This is a genomic window from Aromatoleum aromaticum EbN1 (genome assembly GCF_000025965.1).
Taxonomy (GTDB): Bacteria; Pseudomonadota; Gammaproteobacteria; order Burkholderiales; family Rhodocyclaceae; genus Aromatoleum; species Aromatoleum aromaticum.
Map to the genome: position 1 here is coordinate 2,542,697 of NC_006513.1, position 26,490 is coordinate 2,569,186.

At 61.7% G+C, this 26,490-nt stretch carries 23 protein-coding genes and 2 pseudogenes; 15 read left to right on the forward strand and 10 right to left on the reverse strand.

The window, feature by feature from the left end; translation table 11 throughout:
- Positions 1-3 precede the first annotated feature (3 nt).
- The 9 genes and pseudogenes from EBN1_RS12100 to EBN1_RS12140 all read left to right on the forward strand — a co-directional run bounded on the left by EBN1_RS12100 (position 4) and on the right by EBN1_RS12140 (position 9,129).
- Complete coding sequence (locus tag EBN1_RS12100) at positions 4-834, forward strand: hydrolase 2, exosortase A system-associated (protein ID WP_157866614.1); 831 nt, start codon at positions 4-6, stop codon at positions 832-834.
- Positions 831-1,742, forward strand: coding sequence for a hydrolase 1, exosortase A system-associated (locus tag EBN1_RS12105; RefSeq protein ID WP_011238246.1), 912 nt, complete (start codon positions 831-833; stop codon positions 1,740-1,742). Before EBN1_RS12100 ends, EBN1_RS12105 begins: the two co-directional genes overlap by 4 nt.
- Positions 1,743-1,744: 2 nt before the next feature.
- Positions 1,745-2,689 carry a glycosyltransferase family 2 protein gene (locus tag EBN1_RS12110; protein WP_011238247.1) on the forward strand — a complete coding sequence of 315 codons (945 nt, stop codon included), beginning with the start codon at positions 1,745-1,747 and terminating at the stop codon, positions 2,687-2,689.
- A gap of 134 nt (positions 2,690-2,823) precedes the next feature.
- Positions 2,824-3,738: pseudogene (locus EBN1_RS12115) on the forward strand (ISAs1-like element ISAzo3 family transposase); the annotation flags it as partial.
- 557 nt (positions 3,739-4,295) lie between these two features.
- Complete coding sequence (locus tag EBN1_RS12120) at positions 4,296-5,195, forward strand: group II intron maturase-specific domain-containing protein (protein ID WP_011238249.1); 900 nt, start codon at positions 4,296-4,298, stop codon at positions 5,193-5,195.
- Positions 5,196-5,271: 76 nt separating this feature from the next.
- Positions 5,272-5,484: pseudogene (locus EBN1_RS12125) on the forward strand (transposase); the annotation flags it as partial.
- 90 nt (positions 5,485-5,574) lie between these two features.
- Positions 5,575-6,648, forward strand: a complete 1,074-nt coding sequence (locus tag EBN1_RS12130; RefSeq protein WP_011238251.1) for a hypothetical protein — start codon at positions 5,575-5,577, stop codon at positions 6,646-6,648.
- Positions 6,649-6,671: 23 nt separating this feature from the next.
- Positions 6,672-7,619, forward strand: a complete 948-nt coding sequence (locus tag EBN1_RS12135) for a glycosyltransferase family 2 protein (RefSeq protein WP_011238252.1) — start codon at positions 6,672-6,674, stop codon at positions 7,617-7,619.
- 94 nt (positions 7,620-7,713) lie between these two features.
- Entirely contained in the window at positions 7,714-9,129 is a 1,416-nt protein-coding gene (locus EBN1_RS12140; protein WP_011238253.1) for an asparagine synthetase B family protein, read from the forward strand.
- Positions 9,130-9,131: 2 nt separating this feature from the next.
- Here EBN1_RS12140 and EBN1_RS12145 read toward each other — a convergent pair whose 3' ends face one another.
- From EBN1_RS12145 to EBN1_RS12155, 3 genes are read right to left on the reverse strand one after another with little or no spacing between them, the layout of a single operon-like run.
- Positions 9,132-10,889 carry a hypothetical protein gene (locus EBN1_RS12145; RefSeq protein WP_049780269.1) on the reverse strand — a complete coding sequence of 586 codons (1,758 nt, stop codon included), beginning with the start codon at positions 10,887-10,889 and terminating at the stop codon, positions 9,132-9,134.
- The gene (locus tag EBN1_RS12150; RefSeq protein ID WP_011238255.1) at positions 10,886-11,872 is read right to left on the reverse strand and encodes a polysaccharide deacetylase family protein; all 987 of its coding nucleotides are present in this window, start codon (positions 11,870-11,872) and stop codon (positions 10,886-10,888) included. The genes EBN1_RS12145 and EBN1_RS12150 overlap by 4 nt, the downstream gene beginning before the upstream one ends.
- On the reverse strand, positions 11,869-13,263 hold the full coding sequence (locus tag EBN1_RS12155; protein WP_049780270.1) for a phenylacetate--CoA ligase family protein: 1,395 nt from the start codon (positions 13,261-13,263) through the stop codon (positions 11,869-11,871). The genes EBN1_RS12150 and EBN1_RS12155 overlap by 4 nt, the downstream gene beginning before the upstream one ends.
- A gap of 158 nt (positions 13,264-13,421) precedes the next feature.
- Here EBN1_RS12155 and EBN1_RS12160 point away from each other — a divergent pair, with 158 nt between their 5' ends.
- From EBN1_RS12160 to EBN1_RS12180, 5 genes are all read left to right on the forward strand, one after another.
- Complete coding sequence (locus EBN1_RS12160) at positions 13,422-14,081, forward strand: tetratricopeptide repeat protein (RefSeq protein WP_011238257.1); 660 nt, start codon at positions 13,422-13,424, stop codon at positions 14,079-14,081.
- A 469-nt stretch (positions 14,082-14,550) separates the two neighbouring features.
- Positions 14,551-17,085, forward strand: coding sequence for an MBOAT family O-acyltransferase (locus tag EBN1_RS12165; protein ID WP_011238259.1), 2,535 nt, complete (start codon positions 14,551-14,553; stop codon positions 17,083-17,085).
- 22 nt (positions 17,086-17,107) lie between these two features.
- Entirely contained in the window at positions 17,108-17,365 is a 258-nt protein-coding gene (locus tag EBN1_RS12170; RefSeq protein ID WP_011238260.1) for an acyl carrier protein, read from the forward strand.
- A 6-nt stretch (positions 17,366-17,371) separates the two neighbouring features.
- A complete protein-coding gene (locus EBN1_RS12175; protein ID WP_011238261.1) occupies positions 17,372-18,940 on the forward strand; it encodes an amino acid adenylation domain-containing protein in 1,569 nt (522 codons plus the stop codon).
- Complete coding sequence (locus EBN1_RS12180) at positions 18,940-20,088, forward strand: acyl-CoA dehydrogenase family protein (RefSeq protein WP_011238262.1); 1,149 nt, start codon at positions 18,940-18,942, stop codon at positions 20,086-20,088. The genes EBN1_RS12175 and EBN1_RS12180 overlap by 1 nt, the downstream gene beginning before the upstream one ends.
- A 20-nt stretch (positions 20,089-20,108) precedes the next feature.
- On the opposite strand, the gene EBN1_RS12185 is transcribed toward EBN1_RS12180, so the two are convergent.
- From EBN1_RS12185 to EBN1_RS12195, 3 genes are all read right to left on the reverse strand, one after another.
- Entirely contained in the window at positions 20,109-21,275 is a 1,167-nt protein-coding gene (locus EBN1_RS12185) for a right-handed parallel beta-helix repeat-containing protein (protein ID WP_041646291.1), read from the reverse strand.
- Positions 21,276-21,375: 100 nt separating this feature from the next.
- Positions 21,376-22,278 (reverse strand): acetylglutamate kinase, encoded by a 903-nt coding sequence (gene argB, locus EBN1_RS12190; protein WP_011238264.1) that lies wholly within the window; start codon positions 22,276-22,278, stop codon positions 21,376-21,378.
- 111 nt (positions 22,279-22,389) lie between these two features.
- Positions 22,390-22,809 (reverse strand): Hsp20/alpha crystallin family protein, encoded by a 420-nt coding sequence (locus EBN1_RS12195; RefSeq protein WP_011238265.1) that lies wholly within the window; start codon positions 22,807-22,809, stop codon positions 22,390-22,392.
- A 129-nt stretch (positions 22,810-22,938) separates the two neighbouring features.
- Here EBN1_RS12195 and EBN1_RS12200 point away from each other — a divergent pair, with 129 nt between their 5' ends.
- The gene (locus tag EBN1_RS12200; protein ID WP_011238266.1) at positions 22,939-23,163 is read left to right on the forward strand and encodes a cysteine-rich CWC family protein; all 225 of its coding nucleotides are present in this window, start codon (positions 22,939-22,941) and stop codon (positions 23,161-23,163) included.
- Here the strand turns inward: EBN1_RS12200 and nudB are convergent.
- From nudB to aspS, 4 genes are all read right to left on the reverse strand, one after another.
- Positions 23,160-23,630, reverse strand: a complete 471-nt coding sequence (nudB, locus tag EBN1_RS12205; RefSeq protein WP_011238267.1) for a dihydroneopterin triphosphate diphosphatase — start codon at positions 23,628-23,630, stop codon at positions 23,160-23,162. The two genes, EBN1_RS12200 and nudB, sit on opposite strands and share 4 nt — an antisense overlap.
- Positions 23,630-24,073, reverse strand: a complete 444-nt coding sequence (locus EBN1_RS12210; protein ID WP_011238268.1) for a barstar family protein — start codon at positions 24,071-24,073, stop codon at positions 23,630-23,632. Before EBN1_RS12210 ends, nudB begins: the two co-directional genes overlap by 1 nt.
- The gene (locus tag EBN1_RS12215; protein ID WP_011238269.1) at positions 24,070-24,435 is read right to left on the reverse strand and encodes a guanyl-specific ribonuclease; all 366 of its coding nucleotides are present in this window, start codon (positions 24,433-24,435) and stop codon (positions 24,070-24,072) included. Before EBN1_RS12215 ends, EBN1_RS12210 begins: the two co-directional genes overlap by 4 nt.
- Positions 24,436-24,652: 217 nt before the next feature.
- Positions 24,653-26,452 (reverse strand): aspartate--tRNA ligase, encoded by a 1,800-nt coding sequence (aspS, locus tag EBN1_RS12220; RefSeq protein WP_011238270.1) that lies wholly within the window; start codon positions 26,450-26,452, stop codon positions 24,653-24,655.
- Between the last annotated feature and the right edge of the window lie 38 nt (positions 26,453-26,490).

The following is a 26,490-nucleotide window of genomic DNA, read 5'->3' on the forward strand; positions in this document are numbered from 1 at the left end:
TCCATGTCGCCGAAACTGCACGCCTTCCATCTGCACGCACCGCACGGATTCCGATTCTGCGTCAGCAGGACGCCGGTAGCAGAGCGACCGCGCCATGGAGTGATCATCCATGTACCTGCTTTCGCGGAGGAGATGAACAAGGGGCGGCACATGGTCGCGCTGCAGGCGGACGCTTGGGCTCAGGAGGGGTGGACCGTGCTGCAGATCGATCTCGGCGGTTGCGGCGACAGCGAGGGCGATTTTGCGGCGGCAAGCTGGGATAGCTGGCTTGAGGACGTTCGCATCGCCCACGCATGGGGGACGGAGCAGGCGTGCGGACCGGTCTGGCTGTGGGGCCTGCGGCTCGGTGCACTGTTGGCTAGCGAGGCCGCGGCTCGTTATCGGCTCGAGTGCGGCTTGCTGCTTTGGCAGCCGGTAACGAGCGGCAAACAGCATCTCCAGCAGTTCCTGCGCCTGTGGAAAATGGCGCAGGTCATTGGCAAGGCAGGGGGAGACGACAAGCCGCCGCACGAGCGCCTGGCCGCAGGCGAAACGGTCGAGGTCGGCGGCTATGAAATCGCTCCAGCCCTGGCCCAGGGCATCGACGCTGCCCAACTCGCGGCGGTCGCGCCCCTTCACGGCGTGCATTGGTTCCAGGTGGGCCCTGCATGGGCGGCGACGCCCTCTCCGGCCTTCGAGCGTCTACGAGCCCAATGGGACGCGGCCGGGATTGAAGTGCAATATCACGCCGTCGTTGGCCCGCTATTCTGGCAGACACAGGAAATCGAGCTCGCGCAAGAGTTACTCGACAGGTCGCGCAAGGTGCCGGATGTTTCGGAGTTTGCCCGCGCATGACCTCCCGCGAAATCCCTTTGGTGTTTTCCTGCGGCTCTGAACCCCTGATCGGTGTGCTGCACATCCCGAACCGGCCCGCTCGGCTGGGCGTTATCGTGATCGTCGGGGGGCCTCAATATCGGGTTGGCAGTCACAGACAGTTCCTGCTTCTCGCGCGGGAACTGGCATCTGGCGGCTTTGCCTGTCTGCGCTTCGACTATCGGGGAATGGGCGACAGCGCGAGCAACTTGTGTACCTTCGAGGATGTGGATGCCGACATACATGCAGCGATCGATGCGCTCCTCGAGGCCTGTCCCGAGCTTGAAGGGGTGGTGCTGTGGGGACTGTGCGACGGCGCCTCCGCCGCATTGATGTACGCTCCGCTGGATGCCCGTGTCAAAGGTATCGTGGCGTTGAACCCATGGGTGCGCACAGACGCATCGCTGGCAACTGCCCGACTGAATCATCACTACAAGCGGCAGATCCTTTCTGCGCACTTCTGGCGGCGGCTGTTGAGCGGCGAGGTACGTCTTGCGAGATCGCTCCTCGGCTTGGCCGATGCGATACGAAAAGCCGCGCGGCAGAAGGGGCGGGCCGCGAACCGCGCGCCGCAGTCGTTCCTTGAACGCATGAATGCAGGCTGCCAGCGGATGCAAGGCAAGGTGTTGTTCGTGCTGAGCGGTAACGATCTGACTGCACGCGAATTTGCCGATTTCTGCCATGCACGCCCGGAATGGCGGCGAGCATTGGAACCGGGGTTGAATTTCGTCGAAATTGAAGGCGCCGATCATACCTTTTCGACGCGCAAATGGAAGCGCAGCGTCGAAGGGGCGACGCTCAACTGGGTACGAAATTTGGTCGCTTCATCGGAAATGTTCGTCGGTGTCGAGACGCTCGCACAGCCGGGCATTGTGGAACCACAGAGGTGAGCATGAACATCCGCAATCTGGTGAGTGTCGTCATCCCCGCCTACAACGTCGGTCCGCATATTGTGGAAGCGATAGACAGTGTACTTCAGCAGAATTACCCGCATATCGAGTTGATTGTCGTTGACGACGGCTCCCAGGACGACACGGCCGATGTTGTTGCGAAGCGGTATCCGCAGGCGATTTTGATCCGCAAGGCGAACGGCGGTGCGGCTACTGCGCGCAATGCAGGCATTCGCGCAGCCCGCGGTGAGTTCATCGCCTTTCTCGATGCCGACGACATTTGGCTGCCTGGGAAGCTGCGAGCACAGGTCGAGTACCTAGGAGCCCGTGTGGACGTCAGTATGATCTGTACCGGCTTCTCGCACTGGACGTCCGACCGGAATGGCGTATTCCCCGATTTGTTGACCATGATTCCGGATCAGTCAGATGTTGCGCCCGGCGCTATCGATAGCGAGTTGTCTGGCTGGATCTACCATAAACTTCTATTGCACAATTTCGTCTGGACGACGACGGTGATGATGCGGCGCTCGCTGATAGACAGAATTGGTTTTTATGACGAGAAGTTCCGCCTCGGGCAGGATTATGAATATTTTCTCCGCGCTTCACGTGAAACAGAAGTGCACCGCCTGTCGCGGATCTACGCTCTATATAGGCACCACCCGGGCAGCGCTACCGCTCGTGGAAACGATTACAATTACGGTGCCTCCATCATGCTGCGTGCGAGAGATACCTGGGGGCTGGCAAGTCCCAATGGCGAGAGCATTTCAGAAAGAGAATTTAGGGAGCGTGTTCACAAGATTCATTTCATGTCTGGTTATCGGTTGTATCAGCGAGGGAATCTGGCAACTGCGTTTGATGAATTCAAGCTGGCCGTGAAGGAGCGGCCCCTGCATCTGAAGTCCTGGGCTTATGCTGCATTGGCCGCTACTCGCGCGATTCTGCAGTAAGGGGCATTGCAGCCCAGGGCAATCGCACCTAAAATGCATAACCGGTACAGGTAAACCGTTTACGATCATGCGCTTAGCGAGCCCCTGTTCACAACGTCATATTTTGTGTAGCTTACTGTCTTTTTGGGACTCCCATGAAGACAGGCCAGTTGATGCCCGTGAGCGAAGTGTTCGTGTCGGTACCCGACCCGCGCAGCAAGCGGCAGGCCAGGCACGATCTGTCCGAGTTGCTGACGGTGGCGGTGTGCGCGGTGCTGTGCGGGGCGAACGATTTCGTGGATGTGGCGCTGTGGGGCAAGTCCAACCTGGCCTGGCTGCGCAAGTTCCTGAAGCTCAAGGCGGGCGTGCCCTCGCATGACACGTTCTGCCGGGTGCTCGCGATGATCGATCCCGCGGCCTTCGAGGCGGCCTTTTTGCGCTGGGTGGGCGTGCTGGTGCCGGCGCTGGCGCCGGACAGCGTGGTGGCCATCGATGGCAAGACCAGTCGGCGCAGTGGCGGCAAGGATACGTCGGGGCCGTTGCACATGGTCAGCGCCTTTGCCGCCGGGATGGGTCTGGTGCTGGGGCAGCGCGCCACCGATCAGAAGAGCAACGAGATAACAGCGATTCCCGAGTTGCTCGCCATGCTGGCGCTCGAAGGCACCATCGTCACGATCGATGCGATGGGCACCCAGGCAGCGATTGCCCGCACCATCCGTAGTCGTGGCGCAGACTACGTGTTGTGCGTCAAAGACAACCCCCCCACGCTGACCGACTCGATTCTGCTCACCCTGGCCGGCGTGGCGGAAAAGATCGCGCCGGCTTCGCATTTCGAAGAACAAACCAAGGGCCACGGCCGTGTGGAGGTGCGCCGCTGCTGGGCCTATGATGCGGTCAGCCAGTTGTACAAGTCCGAGCAGTGGGCCGGGCTGCAATCGTTTGCGCTCGTCGAGCGCGAACGCACCGTCGACGGCAAGACCAGCGTCGAGCGCCATTACTACATCAGTTCCCTGCCCGCAGATGCCGCCAGAATCGCGCAGGCCGTGCGCAGCCATTGGGCGGTCGAAAGTGTGCCGCAGGCACACAGCAAGGAAGTTCAGCATGAACCGACAAACTGTGTCGAAGCTGCACGGAAGATGAGGGTAGGTCCCTCGGAGTCGGCTTTCAGGAGCGGGCTTCAAACCACCCCAAGCTGCTGCGGTCAAGAGCCGTCGGTGGTGAGCGTTGGGGTCAAAGCGTCGGGGACGTACCCCGAGCAGGTAAGGATCAGAGAGACGAACGAAAGTGAACCCTCGATGACGCGTCGTTATCCAAAGAATTGTCGTCAAAACCAGGGGCGTTTCCACTTCCTGGGACAAGCTTGCCGGGCACCTGATTACTGGGCAAGCGGCGGCCGGCGTATAGGGGGCGTGAAGCTGATCCAGGCTTCCGTGCGGAACTGCGGGAACCAGTCGTTGCGATGTCAAGGGAGAAGCACAAGTGGCAGAAACCACGAGGCGAGAGTACCGATGCGCAGCACTGGGACGGATCGACCCGTAGTAGTGGGGAAGGCCGGTAATGCGGCTGGAGCGAAGGGGTCGAGTCAAGCGGTTGCATTCGGCGTCCAACTGGCAACAGGAGGAGACGGATGAGTGCAACAACAAAACCATTTGCCATCGACAAGTGGCAGGTGTACGAAGCGTATCAAGCGGTCAAAGCCAATGCGGGCGCGGCCGGTGTGGATCAGCAGTCGATCGAGGCGTTCGAGCAGGATCTGAAGGGCAATCTCTACAAGATCTGGAATCGGATGTCCTCGGGAAGCTACTTTCCGCCGCCGGTCAAAGCGGTCGCCATTCCGAAGAAGAATGGTGGGGTGCGCATATTGGGCGTTCCGACGGTGGCCGATCGCGTGGCGCAGATGGTGGTCAAGCGGGTGATCGAGCCGGAACTCGAGGCGCGGTTTCTGCCGGACTCCTACGGGTATCGTCCCGGAAGATCGGCGTTGGAGGCCGTGGCGGTAACGCGTCAGCGTTGCTGGCAGTATCCCTGGGTGCTGGAATTCGATATCAAGGGCCTGTTCGACAACATCGACCACGTGCTGCTCCTTCGGGCGCTCAAGAAGCATGTCAAATGTGAGTGGGCCATGCTGTACATCAAGCGCTGGCTGACAGCGCCGCTGCAACATGCGGACGGAACCTTGGAGGAACGTACCAAGGGCACGCCACAGGGTGGTGTCGTCACGGCGATGCGGCAGAAGACACGCAAACTGAACTATCGGAATCGAACAGACCTGAGTCTGGCAGACATTGCCCGCCTGCATAACCCGCTCCTCAGGGGTTGGCTGGAGTATTACGGGAAATTCTGTCGCTCGGCGATGTACCCCGTGCTGCGGCACTTCAACAAAACGTTGGTGGCATGGGCGATGAAGAAGTACAGACGGCTGAAGGGCCACAAGATCCGCGCGGCTCGCTTTCTCGAAGGTCTCGCCGAGAAGCAGTCGTACCTCTTCGTGCACTGGCAACGAGGGATGGTCGGTGCGTTCGCTTGATGGGAGCGGTGTGAATCGAGAGGTTCACGCACCGTTCTGTGAGAGGCTGGGGGTGCGACTCCCCCGGCCTACTCGCCATCAGCTTCACTGGTCGCTCGATGTGCAGTTCAACGATGATCAGTCCCGTGTGCGCCGAGGCTATGCGGCCAACAACTTCGTGGTGCTGCGCCACATCGTACTGAACCTGCTGCGCCACAACACCACCCGCAAGGCCAGCATCAAGTCCAAGCGACTGCTCGCCTGCATGGAGGATGACTTTCGCGAAGAGTTACTCGGGCTGGCCATATGAGCGCCTCGGGTTATGACAAAACGGTGCAATTGCCCTGCATTGCAGCCGCCATGCGGGCGCGTAGATTGTGCACTTGATGGTGAGGGGGCGATGCAACGAACGAGTCGATTCCGATATCTGCTTCTGTTGGCGGTGCTGGTGGCGTGCCTTACCCTCGAGACTGCTTCTGCTCACGAATTCGAGCGGCTCTCGAATTCGACGCTGGGAAAAATCGCGTCAAAGCTGAAGCCGGGTGATTTTGTCGAGATTAACACCGAGCTTCCAGCAGGCATGGCAAGCCTTTCCGACCTGTTGCGTGTCCCAGTCGACGATGGCCGGCGGATGCTGATCGATCTCTGGACGGATTTAGCCCATTGGGATCCGAAACGTCATCGGACCTTTTTTATTGGGATCCGCAAGTACAAGAAATTCATTTCGTACGATGCGGAGTCGAATGCGTGGCAAGTGCTGGGCTGGGAAGGCGAGCCTCCTCCGCAGCACGTGGAACTCGGGCACACATACGGTCGCACGGCACTGGACTCGACACGCGGCCACTATTATTGGCTCTCACCCGGTCAAATATTGAGCCGCTATTGGATCGACGAGGAGCGCTGGGAGGCCGTCCCCGGTGTAAAGATAGGCGGATACATCCCTATTGAGTGGCATGAGAAACTAGACATGCTTGTTGCGATTAACCGCGGCGGCAAGATGGTCGCTTTCAGCAAAGGTGAAACTAAGTCGATTGGCGCGTCTGTCGTCGATGGCTATCATTCGGTCGGAAGTTATAACCGAACGCGCGGAGATATGTTATTCGCAGGTGGCAACGCTTCTCGTCGGAAGCTCGAGTTGATCGAAGCGGACGGTGATGTCCGCAGATTTAGAGACGCGCCGATTAATATCTCGGTCGCAAGAACAGCACTGTCTTATGACCCGAAGTCGGGCAACTATTTGTTTTTGCAGCGACAGGAGCGGCAGTTGCACGAGTTCAATCCTGATTTGGACGAATGGCGCCTTATAAGAGAATGGAGCGAGTCGGAGTGGCCGTTTGGGAAAGAGGGATCCTCTACCCCGGTGGTGATCGATGAACTGGGCGTAATATTCTGGCAATCTGAAATGGGGATTCGCGTTTACCGGCATAGAAGCGCCTTCGACAAGCCCGATCGCCGGCAATCGCTACCGAATTAGCGTCCGTGGAGCAGGAGCTAGCCATGTTTGGTGTCGTCATCCCCTATTTTCAGCGGCGGAGCGGCGTGCTGGCGAGAACCCTGCAATCCGTCGCGCAACAGGACGTTGACGTGCCAGTATGCGTTGTGGTTGTGGACGACGCCTCTCCGGCTTCTGCGGAAGAAGAGGTCGGCAACGTCTGCTTTCCGAACAACTTCAGCGTTCGCATCATCAGGCAGGAGAATGCTGGACCGGGTGCGGCGAGAAATGCCGGGATCGATGCGCTCGCTGACGTTGCCTATATTGCTTTTCTGGATTCAGATGATTGCTGGGAGCCCTATCATCTCAGTTCGGCCCTGCATGCCTTCGAGCACGGCTTCGACTACTATACTGCCGAAACTATGGATGGTGCATCGGGTTACCGGATGCACGCTAACCATTTCAGGGGGATGCTTCCTCTCAGATCCCATCCTTCCGCCCCTTGGGCGCAGGAGTTGATGCAGCCGCTTATCGATTTCACGGTTTGCGGGCCGATCTCGGGTTCGAGTACCTTCGTTGTGACGAAATCGTTGATCGGAGACACGAGGTTTCGTTGTGAACTCCGCACGGCCGGCGAGGATGGCTTATTCACGACTGAATTGGCAGCCAAGTCACCGAGGGTGATGATTTCAAGGCGAACCGACACCGTTCTCGGCAAGGGTGTCAACATTTTCTCCGATGGCGACTGGGGTAGTGGTGCTTCCACACTGCGCGCGATCTACTTTCTTCGCTCGAGGCTGATGATGCGGCCGCTCGTGCAGCCGTTTCCGGTGGCACTCGACAAGGTCGACGCCCTGATTCGGCATGCGCGAAAGGAAGTGTGGAAAAGCGGGCTTGCGAATCTTCGTAGAGGGGGCTTTCCGTTGCGCGCGTTCGTAGAGGCCGTGCGCATGGACCCTCCACTACTTGGAGTTGGACCTGCCATATTTGCTGATGTGATTCGCAGAAAATAGACCGTTCGTCGCCGGCGGCTAGCATTGATGCTCGGCCGCAATTCGAGCATCGCTCGGGTTCGCCCCGTCGTTTCCTGGAGAAGTATGGGGATTTATGGCAATTGTCGAAGCGTCCGAACGAAGGTTTTGCGGTGCGTTATCGCATCGGCTGCAGGCGGATGCGACGACCGCCGGACCCTCCTTGACATGCGGCTGGCGCTGCACTGACGGAACGCTTGAGGCGGTTTCGGACCGGTTAGGATTCATCCCACTCTTTTACTGGAGCGAAGGCGAGAAACTGCTGCTCTCGGATTCGATCCGCGAGCTCGCGCGTCGCCTGCCGCGGGTGCGTTTCGATGATCGCGCCGTCGCCGCATATCTGAGGCTCGGCTACTACATTGGGGACACGACCCTCCTCGACGGGGTACGAGTGCTTCCTCCCGACTCCACGCTCATTTGGGATGGCACGCTCGCCATGCGGGAAAAGACACAACATCCCCCTGCCGTCTTTGCAGGGAACCGCGACGAGGCCGTCGACGAATATATTCGGCTCTTTTCGAGCGCGATTTCGACGCGACTTACGCCACAGATCGGCCGACTTACCCTCTCGGGCGGGCGGGATTCGCGACACATCCTACTGGAACTGCACCGGCAAGGCGCGTTACCCCATGATGTGGTGACGCTTAGGCGGCGGAACTCGACCGACGACATTGCAGCGGCCGACCTCGCTGAGCGGCTCGGCTTGCGCTGCATCGTTGCGGAAGGCGTGCTTGACGCTTTCGAGGTCGAAGCAGTCAAGAACCGGATGAATTTCTACATGGCCGATGAGAACGGCTGGTACGTTCATCTTCTGGACCATCTTGATGGCCCTGTTTTCGACGGTCTTGCGGGCGACGTACTGTCGAATGGCCTTTATTTCGTTGGCGAGGTCGCAGATTTGATCGATACGGGCGCTTTCGACGATGCGGCAAGGCTGTTCGTGCGCAAGCACGGTGGTTATCTGAGCTATCTGTCCGACGAAGGGCGGCAGAGGTTTTCCGATGAACTCGCGGAGGACCTCATCTCGCAGGAATTTGCGCGGCACCGTGGGATGGCGAACCCGGTGCAGTCATTTGTATTCTGGAACCGCACCCGGCGGGAAATCGCCCTGCTTCCGATAGGGATGGCCCGGAGCCGGGTCGATACGTTGCTGCCGTACACCGATCCCGATTTGCTGGCGTTCTTTCTGTCGCTGCCGCATACAGTGTTCGGTCGGCAAGGTTTTCATGATGAAGTGATCGGCAAGGCGTATCCGTCCTTCGCCGATGTCGCTTTTGCCGAGAAGCGGAAACCTTCATACCGTTTTTCGGAGCGAATCGTCTATTCGGTGAGAGCGTCGAAAAAACTTGTGGGCCGCTTTGCCTCCTGGCCGCGGATTCTGTCGTATGCGGGTGCGGTTGTTGCGGGCGGGAGCCTTAAGCCCTTGGAGAACCCATTTTCGCGCCTGTACCCGTTGCTGCAGGCGCGAGATGAACTCGGAATCGAACTTTGAGCCTATCGGCTACGAGCCGGAGAGGACAAATGCAATTCCAGGGCGGGAAGATGTTCCCCGTCTTCCGCGCAGCACGGCGGCTGCGTGCAGACGTATGCTTGCGGAAGGCTCGCGTCGAGTTTCGAAGAGAGGCAATCGCAGTCGTGGTTAACCGCTGTCGCTATCCCTGCAGTCGCGATCCGACTGCGGCTGGCTGGATTCAGATAGGTAAGCGGTTTCCCGGTCCCGGAGATTTCGAGGTGCCGCCTGATGACGATGGTGCCGGCGCTTTCGCGCATTTGCAACGTCATCCTACCGGCGAGAAGTGTCGACGTTCTTCGGGTCAGTGCAGCGCGGCGGCCCAAACGCCCCCCTAATGCGCGCCAATCGAGAATCGCGATCAGGCGCTGCAGAAAACCCGATGGCGCCGCGCGGAATACTGCGCTCGCGAAGCCTTCCAGGCGGAGCGTGAAATCGCCATCGTCGAGGTCGGCCTGAACCCCCTCGAAGCGGTCGAGTGCAATGATTTCCTCGCCGAATCGGAACAACGGTGTCCAGCCCGCGAGTGCAGGCGTTTCCATTAGCCGGGTTCGTGCCACCCGAACCGGGGGAGGGATAAGCGGCGGGCCGTCAGCGAGCCTGAGGTGGAGGATCGCTCCGCCGGAGTAGCGAAAATCCGCTTCGGTTCGGCTGAATGACTGCGGGGGCTGTCCTCGCGTCGAAACAAGGGCGTTGAGGCCGTCGGGCGAGCGCAGGTAGATCAGACCCGCTTCCTCGTCATGGAAGAAGCCGGCGCGCGCGGCAATCCAACGTGTGCCCCGCAGCGTTTCGGGAAGGGGGCGCGCTCTTCGCATCTGCCGGGCGGCGCCAATGATAGCTGCAGCCCACGCGTTGTACACCGAAAGGTGCATATAGCCGTCCCAACTAGCGTTGCCGGATTCAGGTCCCGCCGGGTTCAGCCATAGAAAACCGTCCGGACGGCTCTGCGATACCAGGCGTCGGCAAATGGCGCGAATCGGATCGTCCTCGCTGTCATGCTCGACGCCCATCAGAATCAATGCCGCGACGAGGCAGCCGTCGCCGAAAAGCGAATGCGTGCTGCGCCCGAAACCGCCCGCGTAGCCGGCCGGGTCCCAACAGTGAACCATCCAGTCGAGCAGCCGGCGCGCTCGGTGCGCCAGTCCCGCATCGTTGTGAAACCAGCATGCGAGGGCGGCGAGGAACAACGCCTTGTGATGGTAAGCGAGCGGCGTGGAGAAGCCGGTGCCCGGGTTTTCGGGGAAGTCGATGAAGGCCCCTTTCGTCGTCGTCCAGCGGTCCAGCAGGATGCAGAGACGCTGCGTTTCGATCGGTCGTCGATCGGCGGGAGCCTCGATAACGCGGCAGGTTTGCGCGAGCAGGCTCCAGTTGTTGGATGGATACCGTGGTCGCAGCGCGCAACGTTTGAGCCCTGCTTCCAGCAACGGCCTATCACGGTCGCGTTCTTGGTCGGACAGAATCAACTGCATCAGCAACAGCATCAAGCGATTGAACGGTTCGTGGCCGAGGCTTCGCGTGTCGAGGGCGAGCCATGCCTTTAGCGCGCGTTTTCCGTGCTCCCAATCTTCGGGCAGGCCCGCGGCAAGTGCCAATGCGGCCGCGGTGTGTCCATAGTGATCTGCAGGGCTGGGCCTCTGTTCGAATGTGTCGTAGAGCCCGGTGTCCGGGCGGAGGTTGTTGCGGAGCGCAGAATTGAGCCCCAGTAGCAGTGCCGTGAGTTCGGTCGGCATGTCGAAGCTCATCCGCCGGCACTTCGGGGCTGGACGAGCGTGCGCAGCAATCGCAGGGCGAAACGCGCAGGAGTTCTGTCCCAGGGAGTAAAACGCGGCAACTGATGGATGTCGCAGTGCCGGTCTGCGACGGCAGGGCGCGTCGACACCGCGACGTCGAAACCGCATTCGGAAATCATCGCGACGTGCTCCTGGCCGTAATCCTTGACCGGCCTGCCGTTCGGGTAGGCGAAGACGCGTATCGCGGTGCCCAGCAGAGCCTCGAGTTTTTCCTTTCCCAGACAGATCTCCGCTCGGGCTTCGGCCGGCGACTGGAGCGCGAGAATCGGGTGGGAGTGGGTGTGGCCGCCGATTTCCATTCCCGATGCGTGGAGTGCCTTGAGCTGGCGGCTCGACATCATCAGGTCGGTTGGAAGATCGATGTCGAAAGTTTCGGCCAGTCTTTCGGCTGCGGGTATCCGTTCTTCGGGAGGGCGGTATTTGAAATATCCAAGCAGGGTGCCGGCCAGCGCTTGACGATCGGCGATCGAAACGAGGTCGACCGCGCCCAGGCCGATTGATGAAAGATTGCAGATCCCCTCGGGCAAGCCCCGGACGACCTCGATGAGCGTGTCGTTGAACATGCGCCCGCCATCGAGGTAGGCGGTGGAAATGAAGAACGTAGCCGAAATGCCGAATTCCCGGAGAATCGGCAGCGCCGTCGTGTAGTTGTCGGCATAGCCGTCATCGAAGGTGACGCAGGCTGCCCGAGCCGGTAGGCAACGCTCCCGAAGGCGCAAGGCGGCCTCGTGCAGCGGCAGAACATTGAAATGGCGGGAAAGCAGGCGCATCTGCCAGCGAAACGTGTTGGCGTCGGGGTCGCCCAGGCGCAACGGGTCGGCGTCGGGTAGGACGCGATGAAAGATGAGGATGCATAATTTTGCCCCTGCTCCCGCGGGGGAGGCCAGCGAGAGGACGGTCTTCAGACCGGGAATCTTCGGGTCGGGAGCCCTCATAAGTTCTCCTGTGCGCCGACGTTGTCCGTCGGCTCGCTCTGCCCGCGCTCGACATTACAGATGATATGGCGGAACTTGCCGTTGGGTTCGGGTGGAATTTCGGGCAGTTGCGCGATTTCCACCTGTACGGAAGCGCCAAGCAGGGTGTGAACATGCCGAGTCAGCGCGGACCTAACGGCGTCGGGCAGAGGTGTCCGTGTCGCAAGCGTGATACGGATGTATTGGCGTGACTCCTGAACGATACGATAGGCTTCGAGGTCACGAAGCTCGCGCAGGGCGTGATTGATGGCGCTGCCGTGAACCCAGCTTCCGTCGGCTGCAACAAGACCGTCATTCGTGCGTCCGCTGATCGACTGGATCAGTGGCAGGCCGCGACCGCAGGCGCATCGGGCATCCGAGAGAACGCCGCGATCGCCGGTGCGATAGCGGATGAAGGGAAATTCCGGTCCGGCGAAGTTGGTGATCACGATATCGCCCTCGGTTCCCGGCTGGAGTCTCTTCCCATCGTCATCGACCACTTCGACGATTACTTCCTCCGCCGTGACGTGCAGGCCACCATGCTGACACTCCCGGGCAATGAACCCGGCGTCCCGGGCGCCATACTCGTTGGCGACCCCACATCCGAAGACCTGGCCGATCGCCTCGCGCCATTCCGGGCGCAACACCTCGGAGGTGCAGAAGGCGACGCGGATGCCGACATCGTCCATCCTGAGGCTTCGTTCGCGGGCGCGAAAGGCGATGCGGGAAAGTGCGGACGGGTAACCGAACAACATTCTCGGTCGGAACGTCCGTATGTCCGCGAGGATGCGATCGATGCGGTCTGGGCTGAGGTCTCGCGCCGGCACCAATCGCGAGCGGAACAGGCGATCACGCAGTGCGCGGAGGCGATCCTGTGCGCCGATTTCCAGCGGCGAGCTCCATAGGACCATCTCCCGGTCGCCGATGTCCACGTCCCACCAGCGAGTGGCGCGCCATTTGGCCGCAATGTCGAAGCTGATTCGGTGACTCCCGAGCAGGAAGCTCAGTGGCTCTCCGGAAGAACCGCTGGTACTGTGGCGGGCAAGTGCTCCTCCATCTTCCGCCTTCCATTCGTCAAAGTTACTGCGGATGACGTTTTTGTCGATCAGCGGGAGCGCGTTGAGGCCGTCGCGTGTGACGAAATCGGCGATGGTGAGCCCATTCGCGCGAAAATGTTTGCGGTAAAACGGAACGGAGTTGGATACCGCGACGAGCATGTTCCGCAAGCGAGCCATCTGAAGGTCCGCGAGGTGGTCTTGCGAGTACCACTGGCTCCGCTCAAGCTCGCGCAGGATCCCCGGGGTATCGTGGCCCTTGAAGTGCTCATGCAGCGGAAACAGCAACGTACTGACGATCTTCGGATAGAGGGTCATGAACGGAATTGTATGGCTGACATGGGGGACTAGGGGCTGACCAAAGGCTTCAGCTCGCCTCTGACTCATTGTTCGCCTATTGTATGATGAACAGAAATCTGCGCGGGTAGGAACGGCTGCCCGATGTGCAACATCACGACCGGGAGCGGGATCAAGCGATGAAGAAGACTTATCGGGGCCTCCATTACCCTCTTACGTTCTTTGCGCTCTTCGGCGCCTTTCAGCTGGTGTATGCACAGAGCTCGATGTGTGGCAATCCTTTCACCAAGGCCGGCAACGGCCCTTACGATTTCCGTACCGCGGAGCCCGGGAAGCGAAGTGTCGTAGAGAATGCGCACTTCACTGCCGACGTCCAGACAATGCGACGGGGAGCCTCAACCAAGAATCTGGCGGCGGACATTGCGTACACCTTGAAAGTGATGCCCAATCATCACCAGGCGCTTCTTACGATGGGCAACTGGTCGCTGAAAACCGGAAGCAATCCTCCGATCGGCGCGGAATACACCGTGGAGTGCTGGTTCGACCGCGCCTTGCGGTATGCACCTGACGATGCAATGGTGAAAGTGGTATACGGCATTTACCTGATCAAGCGCGGGAAGCCCCAGGAGGCCGTTAATCAGCTCGAAGCTGCACTGTCTCAGGCTGGCGACAACGCAAATGTCCATTACAACCTCGGCCTCGCCTACGTCGATCTGAAGCAGTACGACAAGGCATTGGAAAGCGCCCATACCGCTTACCGACTCGGTTTTCCCTTGCCAGGATTGAAAAACAAGCTGGCGCGGGCGGGTGCGTGGCGGGAACTCCCCACGACAAAGTAAGGCGGGCGGGAACGTCCGAGGCGAGCACCGATCATCGATATCCGTTTACAGTCGCGAGCGCGATCGGAGACGGGTGTCCGCAAGGCGCGTTCCAGCGCACAACAAGTTCTATCCGGATATATCTGACGCGCCTTCGTGTGTCGGAGAATTTGACACTACTTTGCTCCGTTGCTCCACGGGCTCTGGGCTGACATTCTAAGCCCATGATTCATTGCGTGTTGGCTTTGGCGGTTTTAGCTTGCCTGAAACTTGCTTGCGGGGGTAATGGCGCGTCCACTCTCGGCATGCATTTTATCGATGATTTTGGAGTGCCACTTCCGAGGGGATCGGTCCGCATTGATGGTTGCCCCGTTGCTTGTCGGCGTGGAGATCCTTAAATGACAAAAGCAGAATGCGTCGGGCCTGATGCGCCTTTGCGCCTCGGTCTTCGACAGGGGCGGAACGTCAATGATGTCAAGGGGAAATCACGATGAACTTGACGGCGGTTATCGATAGGAGGTCCGGTCGCCTCGCCGGTGACGAGGTGCAACCGGGGCAGATCGATCTCGCGAACTATCTGATCGTCGTTGCGCAGCTCGGACTCCTGCTCCTGCTGCTGCGCCAGTTCCAGATCGAGTCCGCCGCGTTCTTGCGGCTCGCGATGCTCGCTTTTGCCGGTTTCGCAGTCCACGCATGGCTGCCCCTGCGCATGCGCATGCCGTTCTTCGTGATGCTCAGCTTCGCAGGCATCGGTGTGGTCATGGGCGGCGTCAACGCGGCATGGCTCGTCGCGATCGGATTGGTCCTGCTCGGTATCTGCCACTTGCCGGTGTCCTTCGCGTGGCGGGGAGCATTGCTGCTGGGTGTCGCAGGCGTTCTCGCGCTGCAGCGCGCCGGCCTCCTGCCGTTTCCATGGTCGGACGCGATCTGGCCGATCCTCGGCGCGATGTTCATGTTCCGCCTGATCGTCTATTTCTACGATCTGCGCCATGACAAGACGCCGACCACGCCGGCGCAGTCGCTCGCTTATTTCTTCATGCTGCCGAACGCCTGCTTTCCCCTTTTTCCGGTCATCGACTACAAGACCTTCCGCCGCAACTATTTCGATGACGATGCCTATCGCATTTACCAGGTCGGCATCGACTGGATGGTGCGGGGCGTGATCCACCTGATCCTGTACCGCATCGTCTACTACTATCTGACGCTCGCCCCGCACGAAGTGGGCAATCCAGCCGAGCTGATCCAGTACCTGGTGGCCAACTTCCTCCTGTACCTGCGGGTGTCCGGCCTGTTCCACCTGATCATCGGCATGCTCTACCTGTTCGGCTTCCGCCTCCCCGAAACGCACAACCGCTACCTGCTGGCTTCGAGTTTCACGGACTTCTGGCGGCGCATCAACATCTACTGGAAGGAGTTCATGCAGAAGATCTTCTATTACCCGGCAGTGTTCAAGCTGCGCAAGCTGGGTACCGAGAAGGCGCTTGTCATCGCGACGCTGTACGTCTTCCTGATGACATGGTTCCTGCATGCCTACCAGTGGTTCTGGCTGCGTGGATCGATGCTCCTGGTCGCACAGGACATGTTGTTCTGGGGCATCCTCGGCGTGCTGGTGGTCGCCAATTCGCTCTACGAGATGAAGCACGGACGCGTCCGCAGCCTGGGGACGCCCGTGCGCACCTGGCGCACGACTGCCGCGCTCGTGCTCAGGACGTATGCGACATTCTGGTTCATTTGCGTGCTGTGGTCGTTCTGGACCACCGAGTCGCTTGAGGCGTGGTTCTCGTTGTGGTCGGCGCTCGGCGGGGAATATACCGCCGAACTGTTGCTGTATCCGTCCGTCGTGCTCGCGGTCATCGTCCTCGGTTCGATCCCGCGCGAAGCGGTGCGGAACGTGCGCGCGTCGGAACAGGACGATCGGGTGTGGATGAGGAGCAGGGTGGTTACCGTGGCGTCCCTGTGCGCGCTCATCGCGGTCAGCGTGGAAGGGTTGCATTCCCGGATCGGCACCGATTTCGGGACCTTCGTCCACTCGGTGCGCTCCGGTCAGCTCAGCCGCCTCGACACCGCAAAACTGGAGCGGGGTTATTACGAAAACCTCCTGTCGGTCGATCGCTTCAACTCCCAATTGTGGGAGGTGTACATGAACAAGCCGAAGAACTGGCTGGATGTCGAAAGCACGAATCTGAAGCGCTTCGTCGGCGGTTTCGCGCAGACCGAACTGATTCCATCCTTTGTCCGGACGACCCGGCACGGCACGATCAGCATCAATGAATACGGCATGCGCGATCGTGATTACGAACGGCTGCCGGCGCCGGGCACCTTCCGTGCGGCCGTGTTGGGCGCATCCTCGGTCATGGGCTGGGGTGTCGGCGACGGGCAGACGTTCGAGACGCTGGTCGAGGACAGGTTGAACCGGGAACGGACCGGCAACTTCGCCAGGTACGAGTTGCTCAATATGGGCGTGCCCGGCTATCAGCCGCCGCAACAGCTGGTGATGGCGGAGAAGGCTTTCGGCTTCGAGCCGCATGCGATCTTTTACATCGCGGCGGGACGCGAGATCACGCGCTCCGTGGCCTACCTCGCGGAGGCCACCCACAAGGCTCTCGACATTCCCTACGAGGGTCTGCGTGATATTTCGGCCAAGGCGGGCGCCACCAGCGGGATGGACGAAGACGAGGCGCGCAAGCGCCTGACGCCGCATGGTCGCGAGATTCTCAGCTACGTCTACGGCCGCATCGCGGAGGAGTCGCGAAAACGTGGCAGCGTGCCGGTGTGGATTTTCCTGCCGCAGGTACGGGAAGGCGTGTGGCAGGAAGAAACTCCAGAGACCCTCGCCATTGCGGAGGCGGCGGGCTTCGTCGTGATCAATCTCGAGGATGTCTACAAGGGCCGCAACATCAACGAGATCCGACTGGCGGAGTGGGACGACCACCCGAACGTGCCCGGTCACGAGTTGATCGCGGAACGAGTCTTCAACGGTCTGGCGGAAAAGCGCGAGGCCATTTTTCAGCCCGTTGGGCACTGATCGATTCCAAGGCGAGGCAGCGATGGAAACAGGTGTGGACTTCAGCAAGGCCGTCAAGGACTACATTCTCGAGGAATTTCTGCCGGGCGAGAATCCGGATGAACTGACCGATGACCTGCCGCTGATCAGCGGCGGCATCCTCGATTCGATCGCCACGCTCAAACTGGTTCTGCATTTCGAGGAGCAGTACGGCATCGTGCTCGAAGCCCACGAGGCAGACAAGGAACACCTGGACACGATCCGCAGCATCGCCAGTCTCCTCGCATCCAAGGCGAGGTAGCGCGCCATGTCGAACCCACGCCCGCTGCATCAATTCCTCTGCGACACGGCCGCCCTCCATCCGTCGCATACTGCAGTCGTCGAGCCTGGCCGAGGGTTGATCAGCTATGTCGCGCTGGACGAGTTGTCCGATCGACTGCGTGACCGGCTCGTCGCCATCGGCGTGCGGCCCGGCGACCGCGTCGGCATCTACCTGCGCAAGTCGATCGACGCCGTCGCTGCGATCTACGGCATTCTCAAGGCAGGTGCCGCCTACGTGCCGGTCGATCCCGACGCACCACCTGCGCGCAACGCCTACATCATGCACAACTGTGCGGTGCGGGCGGTCGTCATGGAGAGGCGCCTCGAGGATCGCTTCTCCACCGAGTTTTTCGCGCTCGGAGAGCTGCCGCCTTTGCTGCTGCTCGACGGGACGGGTGGTGGTGGTCCGCTCGCCCGCATGCTGGACGAAGCGGACGCGCAGCGGCCGGCCGCGGTGACGAAGAACGCGATGTCGCCGCCCGAAGATCTCGCCTACATCCTCTACACGTCGGGCTCGACGGGAAAGCCGAAGGGCGTGATGCTCTCGCACGAGAACGCCGTGAGTTTCGTCGACTGGTGTTCCGCGGTGTTCGAACCGCAGCCGGATGACCGCTTCTCGTCTCACGCGCCGCTGCACTTCGACCTCTCGATCCTCGACATCCATGTCGCCCTCAAGCACGGCGCGACCCTCGTGCTGATCCCGGAGGAACGGGGCAAGGACGCGCTGCATCTGGCCAGGCTGATTTCCGAGGAAAGGATCAGCATCTGGTACTCCGCGCCGTCGATCCTCAGCCTGATGGCGCAGTTCGGCGACCTCCACAGCCAGGACTGCTCTTCGCTGCGCCTCGTCCTGTTCGCGGGCGAGGTGTTCCCGGTCAAGCATCTCCGGACGCTGTGTTCGCAGTTGCCGGAACCCCGCTATTTCAACCTCTACGGCCCGACCGAAACCAACGTCTGCACCTACTACGAAGTTGTTCCGCCGGTGTCTGACGAGCGTACGTCGCCCTATCCCATCGGCAAAGTGTGCGAGCACCTGCGTGGCAAGGTCGTCGACGAGCACAACGCGCCGGTGAAGCCGGGAGAAGAGGGCGAACTGTGCATTACCGGCAGCGGCGTGATGCAGGGTTACTGGTCGTTGCCGGAGCGCAGCGCGGAAAGCTTCCTCGTCGATAACGACGGAACGCGCTGGTACCGGACCGGCGACATCGTCGTCGAAGCAGCCGACGGAAACCATATCTACCGCGGCCGGCGCGACCGCATGGTCAAGCGGCGCGGCTACCGGGTCGAGCTCGGTGAAATCGAGGCGGGGCTGTATCAGCATCCGCTGGTCAAGGAGGTTGCCGTCGTCGCCGTGCCGGATGCCGAAGCGGGTGTGCGGATCAGCGCATTCCTGAGCAGCAAGGGGACGGACAAGGCCTCCCTGATCGAACTCAAGCGCTTCTGCGCGGAGCGGATACCGCTGTACATGATCCCCGACCATTTCAAGTGGCTCGATGCCCTGCCGAAAACGTCGACGGACAAGACGGACTACCAGCGACTCAAGGAGCTGGGCTGATGGACTTCGCCTATTCGGAAGAGCAGAAGCTCCTGCGCGACAACATCATCAAATTCGCCCGCGGCTCGCTCAATGCGCATGTTGTCGAGCGCGATCGCGAGCAGGTCTTTTCCCGCGACCTGTGGCGAGAATGTGCCAACGTCGGCATTCAGGGCCTGCCGGTTCCCGAAGCGTATGGCGGGACCGGTCTCGATGCCTTGTCGTGCGCGATGGTGCTGGAGGCGCTGGGCTATGGGTGCAGGGACGGTGGACTCGTGTTTTCGCTGTGCGCCCACCTGCTCGCATGTGTGGTGCCGGTATGGCGGCACGGCAGCGAGGAACAGAAGCGCCGTTATCTGCCGGGGCTGTGCGACGGCACCTTGGTCGGCGCCCACGCGATCACCGAACCCGATTCCGGTTCGGATTCCTTTTCGATGCGCACCCATGCCGAGCGCGACCGCGACGGCTGGCGCATCAACGGCACCAAGACATTCATCTCCAACGGTCCGGTCGCCGACGTTGCGGTGGTGTTCGCGGTCACCGAACCGGCCAAGGGTTTTCACGGCGGAGTGACCGCGTTTCTCGTCGAAAGCGATACCCCCGGTTTTTCTGCGGGACAGAAGTTCGAGAAGCTCGGGCTGCGGACGTCGCCGGTTGGAGAACTGGTGTTCACCGACATGTATGTTTCACCATCGGCCGTGCTCGGTCAGGTCGGGGGCGGCTCCGCCGTGTTCTCCACGGCGATGGACTGGGAGCGCTGCCTGTTGGTCGCGAGCCATGTCGGAACCATCGAGCGGCTCCTCGAGACGTCAATCTCCTACGCACGCACGCGCAACCAGTTCGGCCAGGCGATCGGAAAGTTTCAGGCCGTGGCGCACAAGATCGCCGACATGAAGGTCCAACTCGAAGCCGCGCGGCTGCTCGCTTACCGCGCTGCGTGGCGGCTCGAGAACCTGCGCAACGCATCGCTGGATGCCGCAATGGCAAAGCTGATGGTCAGCGAATCCCTGCTCCGGACCGCCCTGGACACAGTCCATCTGCACGGCGGCTACGGCTATATGGTCGAGTACGAGGTCGAGCGCGCGTTGCGTGACGCGGTCGGCAGCACCATCTATTCAGGCACCTCCGAGATGCAGCGCAACATCATTGGACGCTGGCTCGGGCTGTAGGCTGGTTCGACCTGTTGTAGCTATCGTGCATCGCCAGCGCGCTGGAAGGCGCCGGGTGTCCACTGCGCGGGGGCAGTGAGCGGCCGCCGGCCGATCGGAAGCTGGAATTCGGCGTCGGGAACGATGTCGTCGCCGGGGCTGGCTGCGACGTTTTTGCCACGTCCATGCAGCAGCGAGCCGGGTGCGAGCGAGAAGTCGAGAGTTTCGATATCGTTCAGCATGCCACTCAGCGTCGGGAAGTTGCCGTGGAATTCGCCGCTGGCGCCGAGCGTGAAGGCGCCGAGCCCGACGATCAGGTTATTAATGCCCTGCACGCGGATGTTCGCCCCGATACGATCCCTCCATACGCGCAGGAACCAGGCGCCGAAGGGGCGGGCGCTCGTCAACGTGTTATGAGACAGCACAAGCGCGTTGTCGGCCCAGGCATGCCCTTCGGCGCCGTAGGCGACAACGACAGGATTGCGCGTCGCCGCGCTCTGGCCGATGACGTTGCCGACGAGCGTCGCGTTGCCACCATTGGGCAGGTCGATTTCGTACGAAGCTTCGCCGGCGCGCCCGTCATAGATCAAGTTGTAGCGGATATCGGAGCGCCGTGCGCGAGACTTGATGAGGTGGCCGCGGTATCCGTTATGGAAGCGGCTGCCGAAGATCTCGAGTTGCGCGATCCGCCCGACGTAGAGCAGATGGGGCAGGGAGTGCTCCTGACGCGGGGCGTCGGCGAACAGGCTGTCGTCGATGCGCAATTCGGCGTCGCTGAAGTTGCTGGTCAGGATCCCCGTCTGATTGTCGACGAAGGCGCAGTTGCGCACGTGCAGCCTGCCCCGCTCGAAACGGATGCCCGCTCCGTTGCCATCGACGACTCGGGCGCCCCGGAATTCGACGTTGTCGATGACGAAGTCGCCATTGCGGATCACCCAGGTCGCCTTGTCTTCGGCGCTCCTGCCGTCGGCGATCAGTACCGGCCGTTCGCCGACGCCCCGGATCGTCAGTCGCCGTTGCGTCCATGAGGCAACATCGCCGCGATACTCGCCTGGCTGGATTTCGACGATGTCTCCGTCACGGGCGAGACGTGCCACCTCTGCGATAGTGGTAATTGCCTCCTCCGGACCGACACGCAGCGTTGCCGCGCGTGCGGGCTCGGAAAGGACCAACGACAGCAAGCTGACGATTACGGCGCGCAGGCGCATTGAAGGGGGCCGAGGCGAGATGGTCGGTATGCGGGCGTCGAGCGGATGTGCCTGCCGGCGCGGCACAACGGCGCCTTCTCCCGGCAGTCTGCCGAAGGCGTCACTTGCTCTTGATCATCGTCCCCACCCCATGATCGGTGAGGATCTCCAGCAGCAGGCAGTGTTCGACGCGGCCGTCGATGATATGCACCGATTTCACGCCGTTGCGGGCCGCATCGAGCGCTGAACTGATCTTCGGCAGCATCCCTCCCGACAGCGTACCGTCCGCGACCAGGTCGTCGATCTGGTGCGGCGTCAGGCCGGTCAACAGCTTGCCCGCCTTGTCGAGGACGCCGGGGGTGTTCGTCAGCAACACGAGTTTTTCCGCCTTCAGGATCTCGGCGAGCTTGCCGGCGACGACGTCGGCATTGATGTTGTAGGTCTCGCCCGCTTCGCCGACCCCGATCGGGGCGATCACCGGGATGAAGTCGCCTTGGTCGAGGAAGGCGATCAGGCTCGGGTCGATCTTCGTGATCTCGCCGACCTGGCCGACGTCCACGACGTCCCCCGGTGCTGCGTCTTCCTTCTGCATCAGCAGCTTCTTCGCGCGGATGAAGCTTGCGTCCTTGCCGGTCAGGCCGACGGCCTTGCCGCCGTGCTGGTTGATGAGGCTGACGATCTCCTTGTTCACCTGGCCGCCGAGCACCATCTCGACGACTTCCATCGTCTCGGCGTCGGTGACGCGCATGCCCTGGATGAACTCGCCTTTCTTGCCGACGCGCGCGAGCAGGGTTTCGATCTGCGGCCCGCCGCCGTGCACCACGACCGGATTCAGGCCGACGAGCTTGAGCAGCACGACGTCGCGCGCGAAGCAGTCCTTCAGATGCGGGTCGGTCATCGCGTTGCCGCCGTACTTGATGACGACCGTCTTGTCGAAGAAGCGCTTGATGTACGGCAGCGCCTCGGCGAGGATTTCGGCCTTGCGGGCGGGCGTGACGTCGGTGGGGGCGGGGAGCTGGGGCATCGGGGGTTCCTGACGGTAGACTCGCGCCATTCTAAAGAGTCACGCCATAAAGAAGAAGCCGCAGCCCCTCGATGAGGGAGTGCGGCTTCACGGCGCGGGGAACGGCCTGGATCAGTCGATCGTCAGCCGCTTCGCCTGTTCCGGAGCCTTCTTCGGCAGGCTCAGTTCGAGTACGCCGTCATTGAACTTCGCGCTCGACTTGCCTTCGTCGATCTCCTGGCCGAGCTGGAAGCTGCGCGACACCTTACCGAAATAACGCTCGGTGCGCAGGACGCGCTCGCCTTCCTTGACTTCCTTTTCCTGCTTGCGCTCGGCGCTGATCGACACGACCGGGCCGTCGATATGGACGTGGATGTCCTCCTTCTTGATGCCCGGCAGCTCAGCGTGCACCTGGTACGCGCTCTCGTCTTCCTTGACGTCGACACGCATCTGCGGCGCTTCGCCCTGGATGCCGGCGGTCATGTCGACGGGACGAACGAAAAACCCGCGCAGCAGATCGTCGAACGGGTCGCGACGGATGAGATTGCTCATGTTTTTCTCCTGTATGTCATCATGGGTTTGAACCGCTTACATAACCAATATAGGTGCGGGAGGCGGCTTTTCAAGCTTCCGCCCCCGCGCGGAACGTAATATCTCGTGTCCTGTCCGGAGCATTTCCATATGAGCGATATCACCGGGAACACGATCGGGAACGACGTGGCCACCAACAATTGCCCGCGTTGCGGCGCCGCTTTTACATGCGGCATGGAGGCCGGCTCGCCGACGTGCTGGTGCGCCGCGCTGCCGCCGATGGAGGCGATTCCGGACGCGGGGACCGGATGCTACTGTCCGAACTGCCTGAAAACCTTGCTGCTTGCCGCGCGCGAAAGGCCTGAAGTGCGCTAAACCGGAATATCCGGTTGCCGCCCGGCGATGTGCGGCAGCATCAGGATCGCGTCGCGGTTGGTCCACGACGATGCTTTCCCGGCGGCTTCTTCGAGCGGCAGCCACAGCTGCAGCCGGTGTTCGGCGGGCGCCAGCCTGACCGGTCGCGGTGCGGGAACGCAGAGACTGAACACGTGTTCGGTGTTGTGCGTGACGTCCGGCGCGTATCGCGCGCGCCAGTCCTCGATGATTTCGAAGCGGTTCGTGTGGTGCCAGTCACGCAGCTGGCCCGCGGACACTGCGAGGCCGGTTTCCTCGTTCACTTCCCGTATCGCGGCCTGCAGCGGCGATTCGTCCGCTTCGAGGCTGCCGGTCACCGATTGCCAGAAGCCGGCGGGAACCACCCGTTCGAGCAGCAGCACCTGGAGCGTCGTAGTGTGGATGACAACGAGGACCGAGATCGGCCGCTTGTACGGCAGTTCCGCCATCACAGGGTGCGAAGGTGCACGATGCCGTTTGCGGTGAGCCCGACGAAAATCCACAGCGGGATGCCCTCCGCCGCCTGTTCGCGCGCAGCTTCGTCGAAAGTTTCCAGGGCGGTGATGAAGTCGGCTTCGGCGGCGATGCGGAAATGCTCCGCATGTTCGAGGATGATCACGTAGCCGTCTGCCGGGAGCCACGCCATGTCGGCAAGGCAGTCGGCAAGCGCGTCCCAGTTGTGCCCGAACCAGTCCGGAAACTCGAGGCCAGCCGCGACCCGGGCGAGAAAATCCCCCTTGTCCGCGCAATCGGAGAGATCGACCCGCAATACCGGAAAATCAAGCTCGTGCGCGGCGCGGGTGATTGCCTCGACACTACGCTGCGGCAGGTGGTAAACGCCGGCGCGGTCGGGATGCTGCAGGACGGATACGAGTTCGTTTTCGGGGATCATGGCCGACGCTCGATTCGCCGGAAACTGCGGTAATGGTCGTCCGTATAGTAGAACACGGCGGGCGGATCCCCGCCGGTGACGAGACGCCGTGCGCCGCGATCCCGGGAGCCCGGCGTCGGCACCGTGTATTCGCGATAGTAGCCGCGCGGGCGCTGCGGCAAGAGCCGTTCGCGGTTCTGGAACACCACGCCGTCGCGGCGATAAGGAAACGGGCCGCCACGCTCGATCAGCTGCAGCGTCGCAATCGCCTCGGGCGGCAAGCCGTGCACTCCGGCGGCGGGCGGCGTATCGCGCGTGCACGCGGGCAGGGCCACCAGCGTGGCGGCGAGGAACAGTGCGAATCGGAGTGCAAGTCGGCGCATCGGGTCTTCCGTACGTGGCTTCTTCCGGCCTGATGCCGATGTTGTTGAGCAGCGCGCGCAACGGGCCGCGTGGAGGTCGCCGGGAACGGTTCGTGCCGGAGCTTACGGCATCCTGGGCGTGATTTTTAGGCCCTTTCGCCGCTGTCGTTCGTCACGGCACAAAAAAGGGCAGATGGTGTCCCACCTGCCCCGTGTCGCTAGCGGTGTTCGGCGAGGCTCAGGCCTTCGCCACTTCGACCTGGGTTTCGATTTTCTGCCGCAGGCGGATGTGCAGTTCGCGCAGTTGCTTGTCGTCGACTTCGCCCGGCGCGTCGGTCAAAAGGCACTGGGCGCGCTGCGTCTTCGGGAACGCGATGACGTCGCGGATCGACTCGGCGCCGGTCATCAGCGTCACGACCCGGTCGAGACCGAACGCAAGTCCGCCGTGCGGCGGTGCACCGTACTTGAGCGCGTCGAGCAGGAAGCCGAACTTGAGCTGCGCTTCCTCGTCGCCGATGTTGAGCGCGCGGAACACCTTGCTCTGCATGTCGGCGCGGTGAATACGCACCGATCCGCCGCCGATCTCCCAGCCGTTGAGCGCGAGGTCGTAGGCTTTCGCGAGGCATTCGCCGGGAGCCGATTCGAGCAGCTCGACGTGCTCGTCCTTGGGGGCGGTGAACGGGTGGTGGCACGCGACCCAGCGCTTGCTCTCGTCGTCGTATTCGAACATCGGGAAATCGACGACCCACACCGGCGTCCAGGCGGCACCGCTGACGTAGCCTTTCTCGTGGCCGAGCTTCGTGCGCAGCGCGCCGAGCGCGTCGTTGACGACTTTGGTCTTGTCCGCGCCGAAGAAGATCAGGTCCCCGCTCTCGGCGCCGGTGCGCTCGAGGATCGTGCGCAGCGCCTCTTCGTGCAGGTTCTTGACGATCGGCGACTGCAGGCCTTCGTCGTTCGGCTTCGTGACGTCATTGACCTTGATGTACGCAAGGCCCCGCGCGCCGTAGATGCCGACGAACTTGGTGTATTCGTCGATCTCGCCGCGGGTCAGCGAGGCACCGCCCGGCACGCGCAGCGCCGCAACGCGTCCGCCGCTCGTCGCCGGGCCGCTGAACACCTTGAACGCGACATCCTGCACCGCGTCGGTGACGTCGGTCAGCTCGAGGGTGACGCGCAGGTCCGGCTTGTCGGAGCCGTAGCGGCGCATCGCTTCGGCGTGGGTCATGCGCGGGAACGGATTCGGCAGCTCGACTGCGAGGGCTTCCCTGAACACGTAGCGGATCATGTCTTCCATGATCGCGGTGATCTCGGCCTCGTCGAGGAACGAGGTCTCGATATCGACCTGCGTGAACTCCGGCTGGCGGTCGGCGCGCAGGTCCTCGTCGCGGAAGCACTTGGTGATCTGGTAGTAGCGATCGAAGCCGGCGACCATCAGCAGTTGCTTGAAGAGCTGCGGCGATTGCGGCAGCGCGAAGAACTGGCCGGGATGCACGCGCGACGGCACGAGATAGTCGCGCGCGCCTTCCGGCGTGCTCTTGGTCAGCATCGGCGTCTCGACGTCGATGAAGCCCTGCGCGTCGAGGAAACGGCGGAACGCCATCGCGACCTTGTAGCGCAGCATCAGGTTCTTCTGCATCTGCGGGCGGCGCAGGTCGATGACGCGGTGTGTCAGGCGGACGTTCTCGGACAGGTTGTCGTCGTCGAGCTGGAACGGTGGCGTCGCCGAGGCGTTCAGAACCTCAAGGGTGTGACAGAGGACTTCGATTTCACCGGACACGAGGTTCGGATTCTCCGTTCCGGCCGGGCGGCGGCGGACCTTGCCGGTCAGCTCGATGACGAACTCGTTGCGGATCGATTCGGCGGTGTGGAAAGTCTCGGCACGATCGGGATCGCACACCACCTGCACCAGGCCTTCGCGATCGCGCAGGTCGATGAAGATGACGCCGCCGTGGTCGCGGCGGCGATGCACCCAGCCGCACAGCGTGACGGTCTGGTCAAGGTCGGCGGCGGTGACTTGGCCGCAGTAATGGGTTCGCATGGGTTCGGTTCCGGAAACGAAGCGCGGCCCGTGGGGCC